At 67.8% G+C, this 16,675-nt stretch carries 17 protein-coding genes; 11 read left to right on the forward strand and 6 right to left on the reverse strand.

The features are described 5' to 3' along the window. Positions 1-4 precede the first annotated feature (4 nt). Entirely contained in the window at positions 5-817 is an 813-nt protein-coding gene (locus G3I17_RS17105; protein WP_164597262.1) for an aminotransferase class IV, read from the reverse strand. Between the two features lie 53 nt (positions 818-870). Between G3I17_RS17105 and G3I17_RS17110 the strand changes: the two genes are divergently transcribed. Together G3I17_RS17110 and G3I17_RS17115 are read left to right on the forward strand one after the other, a co-directional pair. After that, complete coding sequence (locus G3I17_RS17110) at positions 871-1,503, forward strand: hypothetical protein (protein WP_164597264.1); 633 nt, start codon at positions 871-873, stop codon at positions 1,501-1,503. Between the two features lie 46 nt (positions 1,504-1,549). Then, positions 1,550-2,983 carry an ATP-binding protein gene (locus G3I17_RS17115; RefSeq protein WP_164597266.1) on the forward strand — a complete coding sequence of 478 codons (1,434 nt, stop codon included), beginning with the start codon at positions 1,550-1,552 and terminating at the stop codon, positions 2,981-2,983. Here G3I17_RS17115 and G3I17_RS17120 read toward each other — a convergent pair. Continuing rightward, entirely contained in the window at positions 2,980-3,441 is a 462-nt protein-coding gene (locus G3I17_RS17120; protein WP_164597268.1) for a GNAT family N-acetyltransferase, read from the reverse strand. The two genes, G3I17_RS17115 and G3I17_RS17120, sit on opposite strands and share 4 nt — an antisense overlap. Positions 3,442-3,583: 142 nt before the next feature. Here G3I17_RS17120 and G3I17_RS17125 point away from each other — a divergent pair, with 142 nt between their 5' ends. Beyond that, a complete protein-coding gene (locus tag G3I17_RS17125; RefSeq protein ID WP_164597270.1) occupies positions 3,584-5,152 on the forward strand; it encodes an alkaline phosphatase D family protein in 1,569 nt (522 codons plus the stop codon). A gap of 28 nt (positions 5,153-5,180) precedes the next feature. On the opposite strand, the gene G3I17_RS17130 is transcribed toward G3I17_RS17125, so the two are convergent. Next, positions 5,181-7,115: a glycoside hydrolase family 30 beta sandwich domain-containing protein gene (locus G3I17_RS17130; RefSeq protein ID WP_164597271.1), complete on the reverse strand. Its 1,935-nt coding sequence runs from the start codon at positions 7,113-7,115 to the stop codon at positions 5,181-5,183. A 140-nt stretch (positions 7,116-7,255) separates the two neighbouring features. On the opposite strand from G3I17_RS17130, the gene G3I17_RS17135 reads away from it, so the two are divergent. Further along, entirely contained in the window at positions 7,256-8,314 is a 1,059-nt protein-coding gene (locus G3I17_RS17135; RefSeq protein ID WP_164597347.1) for a LacI family DNA-binding transcriptional regulator, read from the forward strand. On the opposite strand, the gene G3I17_RS17140 is transcribed toward G3I17_RS17135, so the two are convergent. Next, positions 8,311-8,961 carry a TetR/AcrR family transcriptional regulator gene (locus tag G3I17_RS17140; RefSeq protein ID WP_203590313.1) on the reverse strand — a complete coding sequence of 217 codons (651 nt, stop codon included), beginning with the start codon at positions 8,959-8,961 and terminating at the stop codon, positions 8,311-8,313. The two genes, G3I17_RS17135 and G3I17_RS17140, sit on opposite strands and share 4 nt — an antisense overlap. Before the next feature lie 71 nt (positions 8,962-9,032). On the opposite strand from G3I17_RS17140, the gene G3I17_RS17145 reads away from it, so the two are divergent. The 6 genes from G3I17_RS17145 to G3I17_RS17170 are packed head-to-tail and all read left to right on the forward strand — an operon-like array spanning position 9,033 to position 14,527. Continuing rightward, positions 9,033-10,262 (forward strand): acyl-CoA dehydrogenase family protein, encoded by a 1,230-nt coding sequence (locus G3I17_RS17145; RefSeq protein ID WP_164597273.1) that lies wholly within the window; start codon positions 9,033-9,035, stop codon positions 10,260-10,262. Further along, on the forward strand, positions 10,259-11,068 hold the full coding sequence (locus G3I17_RS17150) for an SDR family NAD(P)-dependent oxidoreductase (RefSeq protein ID WP_164597275.1): 810 nt from the start codon (positions 10,259-10,261) through the stop codon (positions 11,066-11,068). The genes G3I17_RS17145 and G3I17_RS17150 overlap by 4 nt, the downstream gene beginning before the upstream one ends. Then, entirely contained in the window at positions 11,068-12,132 is a 1,065-nt protein-coding gene (locus tag G3I17_RS17155; protein ID WP_164597277.1) for a phosphotransferase family protein, read from the forward strand. The genes G3I17_RS17150 and G3I17_RS17155 overlap by 1 nt, the downstream gene beginning before the upstream one ends. Beyond that, on the forward strand, positions 12,133-12,816 hold the full coding sequence (locus G3I17_RS17160; RefSeq protein ID WP_164597279.1) for a histidine phosphatase family protein: 684 nt from the start codon (positions 12,133-12,135) through the stop codon (positions 12,814-12,816). A gap of 10 nt (positions 12,817-12,826) precedes the next feature. After that, positions 12,827-13,570, forward strand: a complete 744-nt coding sequence (locus tag G3I17_RS17165; RefSeq protein ID WP_164597281.1) for an SDR family oxidoreductase — start codon at positions 12,827-12,829, stop codon at positions 13,568-13,570. Next, the gene (locus G3I17_RS17170; protein ID WP_164597283.1) at positions 13,571-14,527 is read left to right on the forward strand and encodes an LLM class F420-dependent oxidoreductase; all 957 of its coding nucleotides are present in this window, start codon (positions 13,571-13,573) and stop codon (positions 14,525-14,527) included. A 4-nt stretch (positions 14,528-14,531) separates the two neighbouring features. Here the strand turns inward: G3I17_RS17170 and G3I17_RS17175 are convergent, their stop codons facing one another. Beyond that, a complete protein-coding gene (locus tag G3I17_RS17175) occupies positions 14,532-15,227 on the reverse strand; it encodes a hypothetical protein (protein ID WP_164597285.1) in 696 nt (231 codons plus the stop codon). Between the two features lie 83 nt (positions 15,228-15,310). Between G3I17_RS17175 and G3I17_RS17180 the strand changes: the two genes are divergently transcribed. Beyond that, a complete protein-coding gene (locus G3I17_RS17180; protein WP_164597287.1) occupies positions 15,311-15,991 on the forward strand; it encodes a DUF6518 family protein in 681 nt (226 codons plus the stop codon). On the opposite strand, the gene G3I17_RS17185 is transcribed toward G3I17_RS17180, so the two are convergent. After that, positions 15,984-16,403, reverse strand: coding sequence for an MmcQ/YjbR family DNA-binding protein (locus tag G3I17_RS17185; RefSeq protein ID WP_343238334.1), 420 nt, complete (start codon positions 16,401-16,403; stop codon positions 15,984-15,986). The two genes, G3I17_RS17180 and G3I17_RS17185, sit on opposite strands and share 8 nt — an antisense overlap. Positions 16,404-16,675: the final 272 nt, after the last annotated feature.

The following is a 16,675-nucleotide window of genomic DNA, read 5'->3' on the forward strand; positions in this document are numbered from 1 at the left end:
ACGGCTAGATCGCCTGGTCGGGGACTGCCTCGTAGGCGCGGCGGAGCAGCTCGGCCGAGCGCGGGTCGGGCCGGTACCGCGTGGTGCCGCTCGAGTTGGTGATGGAGGCGACCGGGAGAGCGGGGTCGATCGAGTTGGTGAGGTACGCCGCGTCGTAGCCGGCGATCGCCGTCAGCGGTATGTCGACTGTTTCACGTGCAACGGTGAGCGCGTCGAGTCCCGCCTGGAGGGTGAGCATGGTGATACCGGGCAGCGCCGCGGCGGCCGGCCAGACGATCCGGTCCTGGGTGGCGAAGCAGATGTTCCAGATGGACGCCTCGGAGACGTGGCCGGCGCGGTCGTGGAAGAGCGCGTCGTCGTAACCGGCCAGGCGGGCGCGGCGGATCTCGTGGGTGAGCGAGAAGGTGCCGGTGTGTTTGAGATGTGGTGCGGCGCGCTCGTGCTCGACCGCGAGGAGGCGTGGTGGCTGGGCCGTGGGCTCGATCGGGTCGGTCACGGTGATCAGTAGGTCGGGCTCGACCGGAGTGCCGTCGATGAGCGCCCGGTCCCGGCTGAAAGCGGTGACGCGGATCGACACGTCACCCGACGCGGACCGGGCGAGCGCAGTACGGAGGTAGGTCAGGATGCGGTCGGCGGCGACGCCGTGGCCGAAGAGTTCGCGGGAGCTGCGGTCGAGGCGTTCCAGGTGCAGCTCGAGGCCGCGGACCCGGCAGCCCCGGACCTGCATCGAGGTGAAGTGTCCGTAACTGGTGACCCCCAGCAACGCAGGGTCATCGAGATCGAGAAGTGCGTCGTTCAGCTGTACGAGATGGGTCACTGCCCAAGTCTGCCGGAACCAGTCCACCACCCCACCTGGTCTAGTCTCACGCCGTGGACCTCTTGAGCATCATCGGGTGGGGCGGATCGGCGCTGGTCGTCGTCTCGCTACTGCAGACCCGGATCCTGCGACTGCGCCTGCTGAACCTGGTCGGCTGCGTGGTTCTGGTCGGTTTCAACCTCGCCATCCCGGTCTGGCCGATGGTCGGGATGAACGCCGTCCTCGCCGTGATCAACGTCGTACACCTCTGGCGCCTGCTCCGGCACCGCCACGACGACGGCGAGTACGCCGTCCTCGAGGTGAACAGCACCGACGCTTACCTGGGGCACGTGCTGTCCGCGCACCAGAGCGACATCGCCAAGTTCAACCCCGCCTTCACCTCGGCAGCCGGCACTTCGGCGACCAGCCCGTACGCCTTCTTGGTCCAGCGCGGCGAACGCACCGTCGGCGTCGTCCTGGCCCATGATGCCGGCTCAGGCCGGGCCCAGATCGACCTCGACTACGTCCTGCCGAAGTACCGCGACTTCACCCCCGGCGAGTTCGTCTACCGCCGCAGCGACGTCTTCACCGACCACGGCTTCCACCAGGTCCTCGCCCCACCACGCATGAAAGCCACCGACGGCTACCTCAAGAACCTCGGCTTCCACCAAGACGGCGACAACCTCGTCCTGGATCTCCCGGAGTGATCTGCAGGTTGTAGAAGTATATTTATTATAAGTATAGTTCTATAACATGAGGAAGCCTGACCGAATCTTCGCTCGCGACCAGGAGTGGGCCTATCTGACGAGGTTCGCCGCAGCGTCGGCAGACCGTCCTCAGGTGGGCGTCGTCAGCGGGAGGCGCCGGCAGGGCAAAACCTATCTGGTGGAAGGCCTCGCCGAGCAGACCGGCGGCCTGTACTTCGGCGCCACGCAGGCGACCGAGACGGAGTCGCTCGCGCTGTTCGCCGTGGCGATCGGTGCCCATCTCGACTCACCGTCGCCGCCTCGCTTCGACAGCTGGGACGACGCCGTCCGGTTCCTCTTCTCGATCGATGCGGCCGGCCCGTTCGTGATCGACGAGTTCCCCTATCTGAGTCAGGTATCGCCGGCCCTCCCGTCGATCCTGCAGCGGGAGATCGATCAAGCGGCGTCTGCCGGCCGACGTACCAAAGTGCTGTTGTGCGGTTCCGCGATGTCGGTGATGGGTGGCCTGCTGGGCGGAACGGCTCCGCTGCGCGGCCGGGCGACGCTCGAACTGGTCGTCCGGCCCTTCGACTACCTCTTGGCGGCCGAGTACTGGGGTGTCGGCGATCCTCGGCTGGCTGCCCTCCTGCATTCCGTGGTCGGCGGCACCCCGGCGTACCGGCGGTTCGTCAACGATGACGGACCGGAGTCGCTCGATGACTTCGACGACTGGGTACTGCGTACTGCCCTGAGCCCGGCAAGTCCGCTGTTTCGTGAGGCCAGGTATCTGCTCGAGGAAGAGATGGAGGTCCGTGACAGCGCGCTTTACCACTCGGTGCTCGCCGCGGTTGCCTCTGGCAACAGGACGAGAGGCGGTATCGCCAACTACGTCGGGCGCAAGGCGACCGACATCGGACACCACCTGAACGTTCTCGAAGACAGCGGGCTGCTGCGTCGCCGACCGGACGTCTTCAGACCGGGCCGATCCGGTTACGAGGTCGCCGAGCCCCTGATCGTCTTCTACCAAGTGGTGATGCGACCACAGTGGGGGCTGCTCGAGAGTGGTCGCGCCGCGAACGTGTGGGAGGCGGCCCGGCCGCGCTTCTCGTCGCTAGTCGTCGGACCGCACTTCGAGCAACTCTGCCGCGAGTACGCGATGTCCGCGCCGGTTGAGCGGTTCGGCGAGTTGCCGGGCGAGATCGGTGCGGGCGTCGTACCGGATCGGACCAACCGGAGCCAGATCGAGGTGGACGTCGTCGTCCTCGCTCCCGCGGTCTCCGGCCAACGGCGCAAAGTTCTGTCGCTGGGCGAGGCCAAGTGGGGCGAGGTGATGGGCCGACGCCACCTGAGCCGCCTTGAGCGAGCGCGGCAATTGTTGTCCAGCGACTACGACACCTCGGGAACGATCCTCGCCTGCTACAGCGGCGCCGGCTTCGAGCCTGGCCTCGACCCCAGCGTGCTGACGGTGGGCCTCGATGACCTGTACCGGCGTCCCGACTAGTCGAGTTGTTTGGTGAAGCAAAGGGAGGCCGGCTCGTTTTCGAAGGGTGGGTACTTCGGGGTGGGCTGGTAGCCGTGGTGGGTGTAGAGGGCGATGGCCTCGTGTTGCTGGGTGCCGGTTTCCAGGCGGAGTGTGGTGATGGCCTGGGAGCGGGCGTGGGACTCGACCTCGGCCAGGAGCAGGCGGGAGAGGCCCCAGCCGCGGGAGGACGGCTCGACGTACATGCGTTTGATCTCGCCGAGGCCGGTGCCGAGGTTGATCGGCTGGAGGCCGACGCAGCCGACCGGGGTGCCGTCGAGGGTGAGCAGGATGAACTCGATGTCGGGGTGCAGGGCGACCAGCGGTTGGTCCTCGCCGTAGATGGCGGCCAGCTCCGCCTGCTGGGCGGTCGCCAGGGCGACGATCGCCGGGTCAGTGCGGTCTGCGTGGCGTAGGGATACGCCCTCCATCAGCTCCATGAGCGGACGGTAGCAATCGGGCGTGACGCGGCTGTTTCGCTTTCCTCACTGGGGGTTGGAAGGCCAGTGAGGTCGACAGGGTGTCACCGATCGGTCGCGCTGAGGTCTTCCCAGATTCATCATTACCTTTCAGTATTTCTGCATGGCTGACCTCACTCGCAGGACCGTCCTCGGCGCTCTAGGCGTCGCCGGTGTCACCGCAGCAACGACGGCGACCGCCTGGAGCGCCGGTACGCCGATGCTCCGCACCGCCGCCGATGCCTCGCCGACGCTGGTCCGTGGCGCCACCTTCCCGGAAGGGATCATGGCCGGCGTCCCGCGCACCGACGGCGCGACGCTGTGGACAAGAGTCCCGCGCGGCCTCTTCGATGGCGACGCCGAGCTCGCCGTCGTGGTGTCGAAGCATCGCGACCTGAGCCAGCCGGAGATCGTCGAGACGGTGATCGCGGAGAAGCAGTGGGACGGCTGCGTGCACTTCCAGGCGACCGGGCTCGCCGCCGGAGCGGAGTACTTCTACCAGTTCCGCGGCAAGGACACCGTGAGCCCGGTCGGCCGCTTCCAGACGCTGCGCCCGGCCGACTCGAACCAGCCGGTCCGGATCGGCTTCTTCACCTGCCAGGGCTTCACCGAGGGGTACTACGCCACGCATCGTCACCTGGCCGCCGAGGACCTCGACCTCGTCGTCTGCCTCGGCGACTACGTGTACGAGGCCACCGTGCCCGGCGTCCGCGGGATCGATCTCAACCTCTATCCACAGATCCTGCCGAGCATGCGAGCGAAGTACACGCTCTATCGCAGTGACCCGGACCTCAGAGCGATGCACGCGCAGCACGCGTTCCTGCCGTTGTGGGACGACCACGAGTTCCGCAACAACTACAGCTTGGACAACTGGACGCTGCCGGAACTGTTCTTCCAGGCGAAGAAGAGCGCGGCCTGGCACGCTTGGTTCGAGCGGATGCCGGTGCCGCGGTACGCCGATGACATGACGCGCACCTACCGATCGCTCAAGCTCGGCCGGACGGTCGAGTTGTTCGCCATCGACAACCGTCAGTACAAGGACGACCAGCCGTGTGACGACGGCGGCTCGATCGTCTGCGCGGCGGCGGACGCGCCCGGTCGCAGCATGCTCGGCCCGGCGCAGAAGGCCTGGCTGGCGGACGGTCTGCGCACCTCGGGGGCGCGCTGGAAGGTGCTCGCCAACCCGAACATGATGATGGGCATGGTCACCGGCGCGGCCGGCGAACGCGCCTTCATGGACACCTGGGACGGGTACGGCGCCGAGCGCACCGAGTTGCTGTCGCTCGCGGCCGAGCGGGTGTCCGACCTGGTCGTGGTGACCGGCGACGACCACGACACGTTCTCCGGCGAGTTGTGGGACACGGGCTTCGCGCCGGGCTCACCAGGCGCGGGCAACCCCGGTGGTACCCGGCGGGCCGGTGTCGAGTTCGTCGTACCGTCCGTGTCGTCCACCAACACCGGGGACACGAAGGGCGTGGCCGGCGCGAAGGCGGAGGAGCAGAAGCGGTTGCAGTACAACCCGCATCTCAAGCAGATCGACATGCGCCAGCACGGGTACGGCGTACTCGAGGTGACCCAGGACGACGCCAAGCTCGCCTACCGCGCGGTGGACAAACTGCACGCCAACGCAGGAGTCAGCACCAGCTACCAGGTCCGTACTACGCGCGGCAGCTCCACAGTCGAGGTGATCTGACCGACTGTAGAGCTGCCGCAGTTCACAACTAGTTGTAGAGCCTGACGTCCGCCAGCGACCACCAGTGGTCGCTGGCGCCGGTGTTGGCGATCCGTACGAAGCGGGCGCGCGTCTGCTTCACGTCGACGTTGGTGAGCTGGCCGTTGCTTGTGCCAGTCGCCAGTGGTCGCCAGGTGGTTCCGTCGAAGCTGGTCGACACCTGCCACCCAGCGGCGTAGTCGCCGATGTTGCCGCCGCTGTCGATGGCGACCCGGCGGAACTGCTTCGCCGTACCGAGATCCACCTGCACGTACTGCCCAGCAGCCTGCGCTGCCTTCGACTGCCAGACAGTGGAGCCGTCAGCGTCGAACGCCAGCGCAGCGTCAGCAGCCGGTACTGCGCTCGCCGCCGCACCCTGCAGCGATACCGGAGACAGTGATGACTTCAGCGAGCGCTCCCAGACGAATGTTCCGATAGAGCCGCCCGGCAGCGTGTACTCGAAGGACTGGTCGCCGACCGCCACCGCGAACGTCCGCGGCTCGTCGTTCTCGTTGTGCACGACCAGCGCCGTCGAGCCGTCCGGGTTGCGGAAGGCCGAGGACATGAGCTGCCCGTTCCACCCGGTCGTCCCGTACGACGTACTGGCGATCCGTACCGCCCCACTGCGCACGAACTTCGACAGGTGCCCGATCGTGTAGTACTCCGCATCGGTGCTGACGCTGCCGTCCGGCTGCACGGTGACGAGTCCGGTGCAGGTGGTGCAGCCGCCGTTGTACGGGCCGCCCTTGTCGTCCAGCGCGATGTTCCAGTTGACGACCGACTTGGCCCAGTTGCGGGTAGTACCGAGCATCAGCGTGCGGGCGTGCCAGGTGAGCGTGCCGCGGAAGATCTGCGGCGGGGTGTCGCTGGCGCCGTGCGAGCCGGAGCACTCGGTGAACCAGATCCCCTTGTCAGGGAAGGCCTGGTGCAGGCCGGTCTGGTTGCTGGGGTTGCCGGAGTAGCAGTGATACGCCGTACCGGCCAGCCACTTGCCCGCCGGGCTGTCGAGCAACTGGTACGGGTAGTCGGTCTCCGGGTCCTCACCGGGCGGGGTGCTGTTGACGTCGCCGGGGTGGGTCGTCCAGTTGTGGTCGTAGCCGAGGATCTTGGTGCGCGGGCTGACCGCACGCAGCAGCGGGCCGAGCTGCTCGATCACAGCCGCCTCCTGCCGGACGGGCATGTCCGTACCGGGGTAGCCGCTCGGCTTGCGGTTCTGCGGCTCGTTCTGGATCGAGATGAAGTCCACCGGCACGCCGGCCGCTTCGTACGCCTTCACGAACTTCACCAGGTAGCGCGCGTAGGCGTTGTAGATCGCGGGGTCGTCCTTGAGCCGGCCACCGACCAGGGAGTCGCCGGTCTTCATCCAGGCGGGCGGGCTCCACGGCGTCGCCATCACCTTGAGGGACGGGTTGAGCTGCTTGGCCCGGCGCAGCAGCGGCAGGACCTGCGCCTGGTCGTGCGCGATGCTGAACTGCCGCAGCGCGAAGTCGGTCTGCCCGGCCGGTACGTCGTCGTAGGTGTAGTGCTGTGGCGCCGCGGTGAAGTCGGACGAGCCAACCACCTGGCGCAGGAAGCTGACGCCGATGCCCTGGTCGCGGTCGAACAGCGAGCGCATCGTCTGGTCGCGTACGGCGGGTGTCAGCCGGTAGAGCACGGCGGCCGACGAGTCGGTGATCGAGGCGCCGAAGCCGTCCATGGTCTGGTACTTCGTGCCTGGGTCGACCGTGATGGTCGTCTGCGTGCTCTGCCCCTTGCCGAAGGCGACGGGCGGGCGCTCGTGCAGCAACTCGGCCCGGTCGGGCGTGGTCACCCAGACGCGGGCCTTGGTGGTCGTGTTCTTGGCGGTGTTCTGAGCGGGCAGCTCGACCGCCTGGGCGCCGGCGGACAGCCCGCTGAGCAGTAGGGCGGATCCGGCCACGACGGCACCGATCACAGGTCTCTTCATCGTTCTCCTCAGGTCAACCCCGATGTAACAAATGGAACACACGCGCAACATTCGCCTCTCAGGAAACGGCTGTGCACAGCGGCTGTCAATAGCCACAGACGGGTAGGCGCAGATGCTCTACAGTGCGAAGCGTGAAACAGATGGGTGTAACAAAACGCGCTGGCCGAGCCACCGTGCGAGATATCGCGGCGGAGACCGGGGTGTCCATCGCCACCGTCTCCCGGGTGCTCAACCAGCACGGGAGCGTTGCACCGCAGACCCGTGAGCTGGTCGAGGCGGCGGTCGAGCGGTTGGGAGCCCGTGCGCCGAGCCCGCGTGGCGGTCTGCCGAAACCCGTCACCGGCGCCGTCTACGTGCGCTGTCCGTACGTGCTCACCGACTACTTCGGCCTGATCGTCTCCTCGATCGCCGAGACGCTCGATCGGCATGGTCGCCAGCTCGTCCTGAACGCCGGCGAGGCCACCGAGCACGACCAGGTCCTGCCGCGCCTGCCCGCCCAGCGCGATCTCGCCGGCGCGATCCTGATCCTGCCGCCGGAGACGAGCGACGAGCTGATCCAGCTCCGCGCCCGCCGCTTCCCGTTCGTCGTCGTCGATCCCCGTACTCCGCTGCCGCGTAACATCGCCGCCGTCTCCGCGGCACATTTCGCCGGCGCGCGGCAGATCACCGCACACCTGGTCGGCTTGGGGCACACGCGGATCGGCGTCATCGGCGGCCCGAGCGAATGGCTTGCCTCGGACGCCCGGTTAGGCGGCCACGCCGCCGCGCTGGCCGACGCCGGCATCCTCCCGGACCCCGCACTCGTCCGCCCGATCCAGCCGACCACCGAGCACGGCCACCGAGCCGCCGGCCAACTCCTCGACCTCCCCGATCGCCCCACCGCCCTGATCGCGTTCAACGACAAGGCAGCAGTAGGAGCCCTCCAAGCCGCCACCGCCCGCGGTCTGTCGGTACCAAGAGACTTGTCGATCGCCGGCTTCGACGACCTGGACCTGAGCCAAGCCACCTCGCCCACCCTCACCACAGTCCGCCAACCCCTGCAGGAGATGGGCCGGATGGCAGTGAGCCTCCTGATCCGCCTCCTCGACCGCCACGAGCTAGAAGCCCTCCACGTAGAACTCGCCACAGAACTCGTAGTACGAAACTCAACGGCCCCACCACTGGTGGGTTCGTATCCGCGGGGGCTGCGGCGGGATTAGAGCGCGCGGAGTGCTTCCAGGGCGGCGATGAAGTGGGTGACCAGCTCGTCCGGGGAGGTTGGGCGGTCGGCTTCCGGGAGGCCGGACCATTCGATGGTGAGGTCTTCGACGTAGGCGAGCCAGGCGTGGACTGTCATCCGGACGGGCTCGGTGGTGTCGGGCTCGCCGAGGAGGTCGAGGACTCGGGTGGTGAGGCCGGCCCGGGTCTGCGCGTAGATCTCGACCACGAAGACGTCGCCGCCGGCGGCGCCGCGGACGAAGGAGATGTAGGAGTCCCGGCGGCGGGTGACGAAGGCTACGAAGGAGAGCAGCATCTGGTGGAGTTGCTCGTCGGCCGGTAGCGACGCGTCCGGCTTGGTGACGCGCAACAGTCGGCGGCCGGCCGCGCTCATCACCTCGACATAGAAGTCGCGCTTGGTCGGGAAGTAGTGGAACAGCAGCCCGCGCGAGATCCCCGCTTCGGCCGCGACGGCGTCGATCGACAGTTCGTGGATCGGCTGGGTCCGCAACATCATCAGCCCGATGCCGACCAGCTGCTTGCGGCGATCCTCCGCGGTCAGCCGCCGTCGCCGCCCGTCCGTCGCCTCCGGCCCGGTCCGCGGCCGCGCCTCGGCGTCGAGTTCGCGTTCGTCTTCTCCGGCCTTCACACTATTGAGCATTGCTCAGTAAGTGCGCTACCGTCAAGGAAGCCGCCAGGAGAAGTGATTGGGGAGACGTGATGGGGTTCGAACCGTCCACCAGGGCGCAGGAATTGATCGAGCAGGTCGCCGAGTTCATCCGGACCGAGATCGAGCCGGTCGAGGCTGAGCTGCACGCCGCGACGAAGGCCGCCGCCGATCCGTGGCAACCGCAGCCCGCGTTCAAGGAGCTGCAGGCGAAGGCGCGCAAACAGGGTCTGTGGAATCTGTTCCTGCCACCCGCCGAGCCAGGGAACGAGGCTTACGGCGCAGGCCTGAGCAACCTCGACTACGCCCCGATCGCGGAGTTGACCGGTCGCTCGTTCGTCGCGCCGTACGTGTTCAACTGCAACGCTCCCGACACCGGCAACATGGAGGTCCTGCTCCGCTACGGCACCGCCGAGCAGAAGCAGCAGTGGCTGGAGCCGTTGCTGGACGGCACGATCCGCTCGGCGTTCTGTATGACCGAGCCCGACGTCGCCTCCTCCGACGCGACCAACATGGCCGCCACCGCGATCCTCGATGGCGACGAGGTCGTCATCAACGGCCGTAAGTGGTGGAGCACCGGCGTCGGTCACCCCGACTGCGAGCTGCTCATCTTCATGGGTCTCACCGACCCCGACGCGCACCGCTACGCGCGCCACACGATGGTCCTCGTCCCGCGGGACACCCGCGGTGTGAAGGTCGAGCGGCTGCTGCCCGCGATGGGCCGGTACGACGAACCGCACGGCCACGGCGAGGTCTCGTTCACCGACGTCCGGGTGCCCGCCTCGAACATCCTGGTCGGTACCGGTCGCGCGTTCGAGATCGCCCAGGGCCGGCTCGGTCCCGGTCGCGTGCACCACTGCATGCGGCTGATCGGGCTCGCCGAGCACGCGCTCGAGCTCGCCATCAAGCGCGGTACCAGCCGGACCGCGTTCGGCAAGCCGCTGGTCAACCTCGGTGGCAACCGCGAGCGGATCGCCGACGCGCGGATCGCGATCAATCAGGCGCGCCTGCTCGTGCTGCAGACGGCGTACCTGCTGGACACCAAGGGACTGGCCGGCGCGTTGAGCGAGGTCAGCCAGATCAAGGTCGCCGTCCCGCGGATGGCGCAGGACGTGATCGACATGGCGATCCAGCTGCACGGCGGCGGCGGGCTGTCCGACGACTTCCCGCTCGCGGGAGCATGGACGAGTGCGCGGGCGCTGCGACTGGCCGACGGGCCGGACGAGGTGCATCGTGGTGTGGTCGCGAAGATCGAGCTGGCGAAGTACAAGGAGTCCGAATGAGCAGGGTTCTCGTCACCGGTGGCGCTAGTGGGCTCGGGGCGGCGCTCGTCGCCCGGTTCGTTGCTGACGGCCACCAAGTGCTCAGTACCGATGTGGCGGCGGAGTCGCCGCCGCCGGCCGGCGCGCAGTACCGGCAGCTGAATGTGCGCGATGCCGGTGACTGGGACAAGGCTGTCGCCTGGTGTGAGGAGAACTGGGGCGGGCTCGACATCCTGGTGAACAACGCCGGGATCGCGACCGGCGGCCGGATCGACGTCGAGTCGCTGGACGAGTGGGACCGCGTCGTCGACATCAACCTGATGGGCGTCGTCCGCGGCTGTCGCGCCTTCACGCCGATGCTCAAGCGGCAGCGCTCCGGTCACATCGTCAACACCGCTTCGGCGGCCGGCCTCGTGCACCCGCCGATGATGAGCTCCTACAACACGGTCAAGGCCGGTGTGGTGGCGTTGTCGGAGACGCTCTCGCACGAGCTGCACCCGTACGGTGTGACCGTGTCGGTCGTCTGCCCGTCCTTCTTCAAGACCAACCTGGCCGATTCGCTCCAGGGCGACGACACCGAGATGCGCGCCACCGCCCGCAAGCTGATCGAGAAGTCGCCGCGGACCGCGGACGAGATCGCCGGCAACGTCATCGCCGGGATCAAGAAGCAGCAGTTCCTGATCATTCCGGACCGCCCGGCCCTGATGGCGTGGCGCACCAAGCGCTTCGCCCGCCCGCTGTACGACCGCCAGATGCGCAAGATCGCGGCGCGAGCGCGGGACCGGGCCGAGAGCGCGGCGACGAAGCAGGCTGCCGGAGAGCGCTGATGGCAGTGGACCAAGGCTCGGTCGAGGGCGCCCGTACGGTCCGCGACGAGGACGCGTTCGACGTACCAGTGGTGGATGCCTGGCTTCGGGAGCAGACGACGCTGCCGACCGGGCTGCCCGAGGTACGGCAGTTCGCCGGCGGGGCCTCCAACCTCACCTATCTGCTGCGTTACGCCGATCAGGATCTGATCCTGCGGCGACCGCCGGCCGGGACCAAGGCCAAGAGCGCGCACGACATGGGCCGCGAGTTCCGGATCCAGCAACAGCTGGCGCCGGTCTTCCCGTATGTGCCACGGATGGTGGCCCACTGCACCGACGACGCCGTGATCGGGTCCGAGTTCTACGTGATGGAGAGGGTCGCCGGTACGATCCCGCGGCGCTCCGAGCTGGGTGTCGACCTGACGCCGGAGCAGACGAAGCAGCTCGGGTACAAGTTGATCGACACGCTGGTCGACCTCCACCAGGTGGATGCACAGAAGGCAGGACTCGGGGATCTCGGCAAGGGCGAGGGGTTCGTCGAGCGGCAGGTGACCGGCTGGACCGGGCGGTACCGCAAGGTCAAGACCTGGAACGTGCCCAGCTTCGAGAAGGTGATGGCCTGGCTCGAGGCCAACAAGCCCGCCGACGTCCGGATCTGCGTGATCCACAACGACTTCCGGCTCGACAACGTCGTGCTCGCGCCCGACGACCCGCTGAAGATCGTCGGCGTGCTCGACTGGGAGCTCGCCACCCTCGGCGACCCGCTGATGGACCTCGGTAGCGCGCTCGCCTACTGGGTGCAGGCCGACGACGACTGGGCCTTCCGCCGGTTCCGGCTGCAGCCGTCGGATGTGCCGGGGATGATCAGCCGCGACGAGATCGTCCGCTACTACTGCGAGAAGTCCGGGCTGGACGCGTCGAACTGGGCCTTCTACGAGGTCTTCGGGCTGTTCCGGCTCGCGGTGATCGCGCAGCAGATCTACTACCGCTACCACCACAAGCAGACCAGCAACCCGCGCTTCAAGAACCTCTGGCTGCCGGTCAACCTGCTCGAGCGCCGCTGCCGCCGGATCATGAGTCGCTGAATGCCGACCATCTACCTGATCCGGCACGCGCAGGCGTCGTTCGGGCGCAGCGACTACGACCGGCTCTCGCCGCAAGGTGAGCAGCAGTCCGCAGTACTGGGCAAGGCGCTCACCGAACGCGGGCTGAAGCCGACGCTCGTCGTCGCGGGGGCGATGCGCCGCCACGCGCAGACGGCCGAGATCGCGTTGCGGACAGCGGGTCTCGAAGTACCGGTCGACGTCGACGACGGGCTCAACGAGTTCGACCACGACCAGGTGATCGTCGCGTACAAGCCCGCGTACAAGCGCCGCGCGGTCCTGCTCGCTGATCTGGCCCGATCCGGTCATCCGGTGCGCGCGTTCCAGGAGATGTTCAGCGCTGCCACGGAGCAGTGGGCCGGCAGCGACGGTGCCGGCTATCCAGAGTCGTTCGCAGCCTTCTGCCAGCGCTCGGAAGACGCAGTACGCCGTACTGCCGACCGTCTGGGCAAAGGCGAGACGGCGATCGTCTTCACCTCGGGCGGCCCGATCGCTGCCGTCACCAGTCGGCTGCTGGCCGGTGACGACGGCCTGTGGCTCAAGCTCAACCCGGTCACCGTCAACACCGCGATCACCAAGGTGACCGCCGGGCGTAGCGGGCTCACCCTGGTCAGCTACAACGAACACGGCCATCTCGACGGCACCGAACTGCTCTCCTACAGATAAGGCGACCTTGATGCGACGCAACATCCTGATCACCGGGGCGAGCTCGGGGCTCGGTGAGGAGATGGCCCGGCAGTTCGCCGCCAAGGGCCACAACCTGGCGCTGACCGCCCGGCGCGAGGACCGGCTGAAGGCTCTGCAGGCGGAGCTGACCGCGGCCCACCCCGAGCTCACCGTGCTGATCCACACCCTCGACGTGAACGATCACGACGCCGTGTTCGAGACGTTCCGGGCGATCGACGCCGAGCTGCCGCTGGACCGGATCATCGTGAACGCCGGGATCGGCAGGGGAGCGCCGCTCGGCTCCGGCCGGTTCGACGCGAACCTGATCACCGCGCAGACGAACTTCGTCGCGGCGCTGGCCCAGGCGGAGGCCGCGATGGAGCTCTTCCGGGGCAGGAACGCGGGCCACCTGGTCTTCATCTCGTCGGTGGCGGCGATGCGGGGGCTGCCGAAGGCGATGACGATCTACGCCGCATCCAAGGCTGCGGTGGCGACGCTGGCCGAAGGTCTCCAGCTGGAGCTGCTCGGGAAGCCGATCAAGGTGAGCACGATCTATCCCGGCTACATCAAGTCCGAACTGAACGAGAACGCCGCCGCCATGCCGTTCGTCGTCGATACCGTTCCCGGTGTCCGGGCGATGGTGGCGGCGATCGACGCGGAGAAGGCGAAGGCATTCGTGCCATCGTGGCCCTGGGTGCTGATGGCAAGGGTGCTGAGATACGCGCCGCTGCCGCTGGTGAAGAGGATGTTCTAAATGCGCTGGGGTCTGACCGTTCCGCTGACCGGAGTACCGATCCGGGACCACAAACCGTTGATCACCGAGCTGGCGTCGCTGGGTTACACCGATCTGTGGTCGGCCGAGGTGGCCGGCGCGGATGCGTTCACGCCGTTGGTGCTGGCCTCCGAGTGGGAGCAGCAGTTGCGGTTGGGGACGGCGGTGGTACCGGTTCACACGCGTGGGCCGGCGGCGCTGGCGATGAGTGCGGCCGCGTTGGCCGATCTCGCGCCCGGGCGGTTCGTGCTGGGGATCGGGGCTTCGTCGGAGACGATCGTGACCGGGTGGAACGGGATCGCGTACGACCCGCCGTTCGCCCGCACGCGCGACGTACTGCGCTTCCTCCGGCAGGCGTTCGCGGGGGAGAAGGTCGACGGGGAGTTCGACAGCTTCACGATCAAGCGGTTCCGGTTGGAGAAGGCGCCGGATGTGCCGCCCGCGATCATGCTCGCCGCGCTCCGGCCGCAGATGCTGCGGCTGGCCGCCCGGGAGGCGGATGGCGCGATCACCAACTGGCTGTCGGCCGGTGACATTCGTCAGGTTCGCGCCGAGCTCGGTGACGACAAGGAGCTGGCCGCCCGGATCTTCGTCTGCGTCACCGAGGACGCCGAGATGGCGCGCAACATCGGCCGCTTCCTGATCGCGACCTACCTGACCGTGCCCGGGTACGCCGCCTTCCACGACTGGCTAGGCCGTGGCGAGGCGATGAAACCGATGCGCGATGCCTGGGCCGCCGGCGACCGGAACGCCGCGATGGCCGCGGTGCCGATCGACGTGATCGACGACCTGGTCGTGCACGGCTCGGCCGCCGACTGCCGGGCCCAGATCAACGAGTACGTCGCCAACGGCCTCGACACCCCGATCCTCGCCACGCTCCCCACCGGCGCCGACCTAATGGAGACGGCTCGCTCCCTGGCACCCGTGCAGGCCGGCTGAGCGATCAGCTGGTCTTCAGCTGGAAGATCCGGACGCAGGGGCCCTGGGTGATGATCGTTCCGCTGACCTTGCTGCCCTTGGTGGTACCCGTGAAGGGGACCAGGTAGGGGTCCTGGCCGATCACCGGCTCGCTGGCGGCCAGTTTCGTCGGCGCCGCGATCCAGAGGTTGACCAGGATCGGCATCGTCGACTTCGTGTCGGCGCAGGTGAGCGCGACCGCGCCGTCGGTGTCGCCCGCGTTGAGCCGGGCGATGAAGCTGACCGCCAGGTTGAGCGCCGCGCGCTCGGTGCCGGGCAACGGCCTGCTGGTCACGGGCTTGCTGGCCACAGGTTTGGTCGGAATCTTGGAAGGCGCCGCGGACGGGACGGTCTTCGAGGGCACGGGCTGGGTCACCTTCCCCGTGGTCGGTGGTGGCGCGGCCGGAGCCGTACCGCCGTCGTCGTTGCCGGCCGTCAGCGTGAAGGCGAGGAAGCCGGCGATGGCCAGGACGGCGACGAGCAGCACCGCGATCAAGACGATGATCAGGCCGGCCCGGTTCCGGCGCGGCGGTCCGCCGTACGGCGGCGCGGCCCAGTTCCCACCCTGCGGCTGGTACGGCTGCGATTGCGACTGGTACGGCTGCGACTGCCAGCCAGGCGTCGGATTCTGACCGCCCTGCGGAGGAGGATTCTGCGGGCCGGGCGGCGATGGATAGCTCACAGAGCCAAGTGTCGCAGCGAGAGGTCCATTTCCGCCGCGCGCCGGAAGCGCCGAGCCCCGGTGCGGTGCAGCAGACTGATCCGGTGACCGATCCTGCACGGGTAGTCAGGGCAGTGGTCGTTGCCTTGGTGGTCGGGCTCGGGCTGGGCTTCCTCACCCAGCACCTGCAGGCCCACCTGCCGGGCAACTGGAACACCCTGGCCAACTCGGGGGCCGTCTGGGTCATCTTCGCCTTCATGGTGACCGCCGGGCTACGGCTGCCGGCCGGCTGGTCGGCGTTGCTCGGCTTCCTCACTCTGATGAGCGCCTTGACCGGGTACTACGTATCGGCGCGCTTCATCGACGACGTCACGAGTTCCGCGTCGACCATGGCGGTCTGGCTGGTCGCCGCGATCGTGGGTGGACCTGTCTTCGGGGTCGCGGGCAGCTGGTGGGAAGCGGGCGGCGCCGTTGGTAGTACCGGGAGTTGGTGGAGCACCGGCGGCGAGTCCCAGCGGAGCGAAACACGGTTGTGGCACGTCAGCCGCCCGGTCGTCGCCGTCGCCCTGGTCAGCGCCGTCCTCCTTGCCGAAGGCATCTACCTCCTCTGGCACGTGGACAACAAACACACCTCCGGCCGGGTCGAGGTCGTGTTCGCGATCTTCGCCCCGATCTCCCTGTCCCACACCACCCGCGACCGCCTGACCGGCTTCCTCCTCCTGCTCCCCCTCGCCCTGCTGGGAATCGCCTTCTACGGTCTGTTCGACGTGCTGGTCGCTAGCTAAGTCGGTTCTCCTCGAGCCAGCTGCTGGCCCGGCGGGCGGAGGCCCGGGAGAGCCAGGCGTCCTGGATCACCTCGGTCAGCTCTTGCAAGGTCACTTCACCCAGCCGGCCGGCGCGGACGAGGACGGACAGATGGCCGTCGAAATGTGGGGTGGTGAAGAACGGGTTGGTCTCGTCCGACAGCAGCGCGAGCTTGTCCTCCTCGGCCGGCACCCAGAGCACGATCACGTCGTCGTACCGCTCACCGGTCGTGGGGTCGAAGGCGTCCGGCCGGCGCGTCCGGAAGAACACGAACGACTTGCCGCCGACCTGGTAGACCGGGTTCTCCCCGCCGCCCTGCACCACGGTCACATGCGGCATCCCCGACGCCACCGCATGCACGTCGTCCACCCGAGCCTTCCGACTCCTCACCACCACAGCAGTCTAGTGTCCTGCGTCTGAAATTCGCTGTATAGGTGGCTCTTCGGACCTATCCGTGGGGGTGGGTGTGGCGCACGTCGTTCCCGTCTAGATGGGGCGAGATCTCTTGTAGGGAAGGCGTTTGGTGGAAACTAACTTGCGGTGAAATCAGGTGGTGGTTGCAACGCTGGTTAGGTCGTTGATGAGCAAGCTAGCGAACATTTCGCGTGGGGTGTGGTAGCCGAGGCGTTTGCGGGGTCGGTCGTTGAGTTCGTCGGCGACGGCGG

The organism is Streptomyces sp. SID13031 (assembly GCF_010548305.1).
Taxonomy (GTDB): domain Bacteria; phylum Actinomycetota; class Actinomycetes; order Propionibacteriales; family Kribbellaceae; genus Kribbella.

Excerpts from the sequence above, each read along its gene's own strand:
- G3I17_RS17115 (WP_164597266.1), top strand. The coding sequence starts at position 1,550 with ATGAGGAAGCCTGACCGAATCTTCGCTCGCGACCAGGAGTGGGCCTAT.
- G3I17_RS17130 (WP_164597271.1), bottom strand. The coding sequence starts at position 7,115 with ATGAAGAGACCTGTGATCGGTGCCGTCGTGGCCGGATCCGCCCTACTG.
- G3I17_RS17135 (WP_164597347.1), top strand. The coding sequence starts at position 7,256 with ATGGGTGTAACAAAACGCGCTGGCCGAGCCACCGTGCGAGATATCGCG.
- G3I17_RS17160 (WP_164597279.1), top strand. The coding sequence starts at position 12,133 with ATGCCGACCATCTACCTGATCCGGCACGCGCAGGCGTCGTTCGGGCGC.
- G3I17_RS17165 (WP_164597281.1), top strand. The coding sequence starts at position 12,827 with ATGCGACGCAACATCCTGATCACCGGGGCGAGCTCGGGGCTCGGTGAG.
- G3I17_RS17150 (WP_164597275.1), top strand. The coding sequence starts at position 10,259 with ATGAGCAGGGTTCTCGTCACCGGTGGCGCTAGTGGGCTCGGGGCGGCG.
- G3I17_RS17120 (WP_164597268.1), bottom strand. The coding sequence starts at position 3,441 with ATGGAGCTGATGGAGGGCGTATCCCTACGCCACGCAGACCGCACTGAC.
- G3I17_RS17170 (WP_164597283.1), top strand. The coding sequence starts at position 13,571 with ATGCGCTGGGGTCTGACCGTTCCGCTGACCGGAGTACCGATCCGGGAC.
- G3I17_RS17155 (WP_164597277.1), top strand. The coding sequence starts at position 11,068 with ATGGCAGTGGACCAAGGCTCGGTCGAGGGCGCCCGTACGGTCCGCGAC.
- G3I17_RS17125 (WP_164597270.1), top strand. The coding sequence starts at position 3,584 with ATGGCTGACCTCACTCGCAGGACCGTCCTCGGCGCTCTAGGCGTCGCC.
- G3I17_RS17145 (WP_164597273.1), top strand. The coding sequence starts at position 9,033 with ATGGGGTTCGAACCGTCCACCAGGGCGCAGGAATTGATCGAGCAGGTC.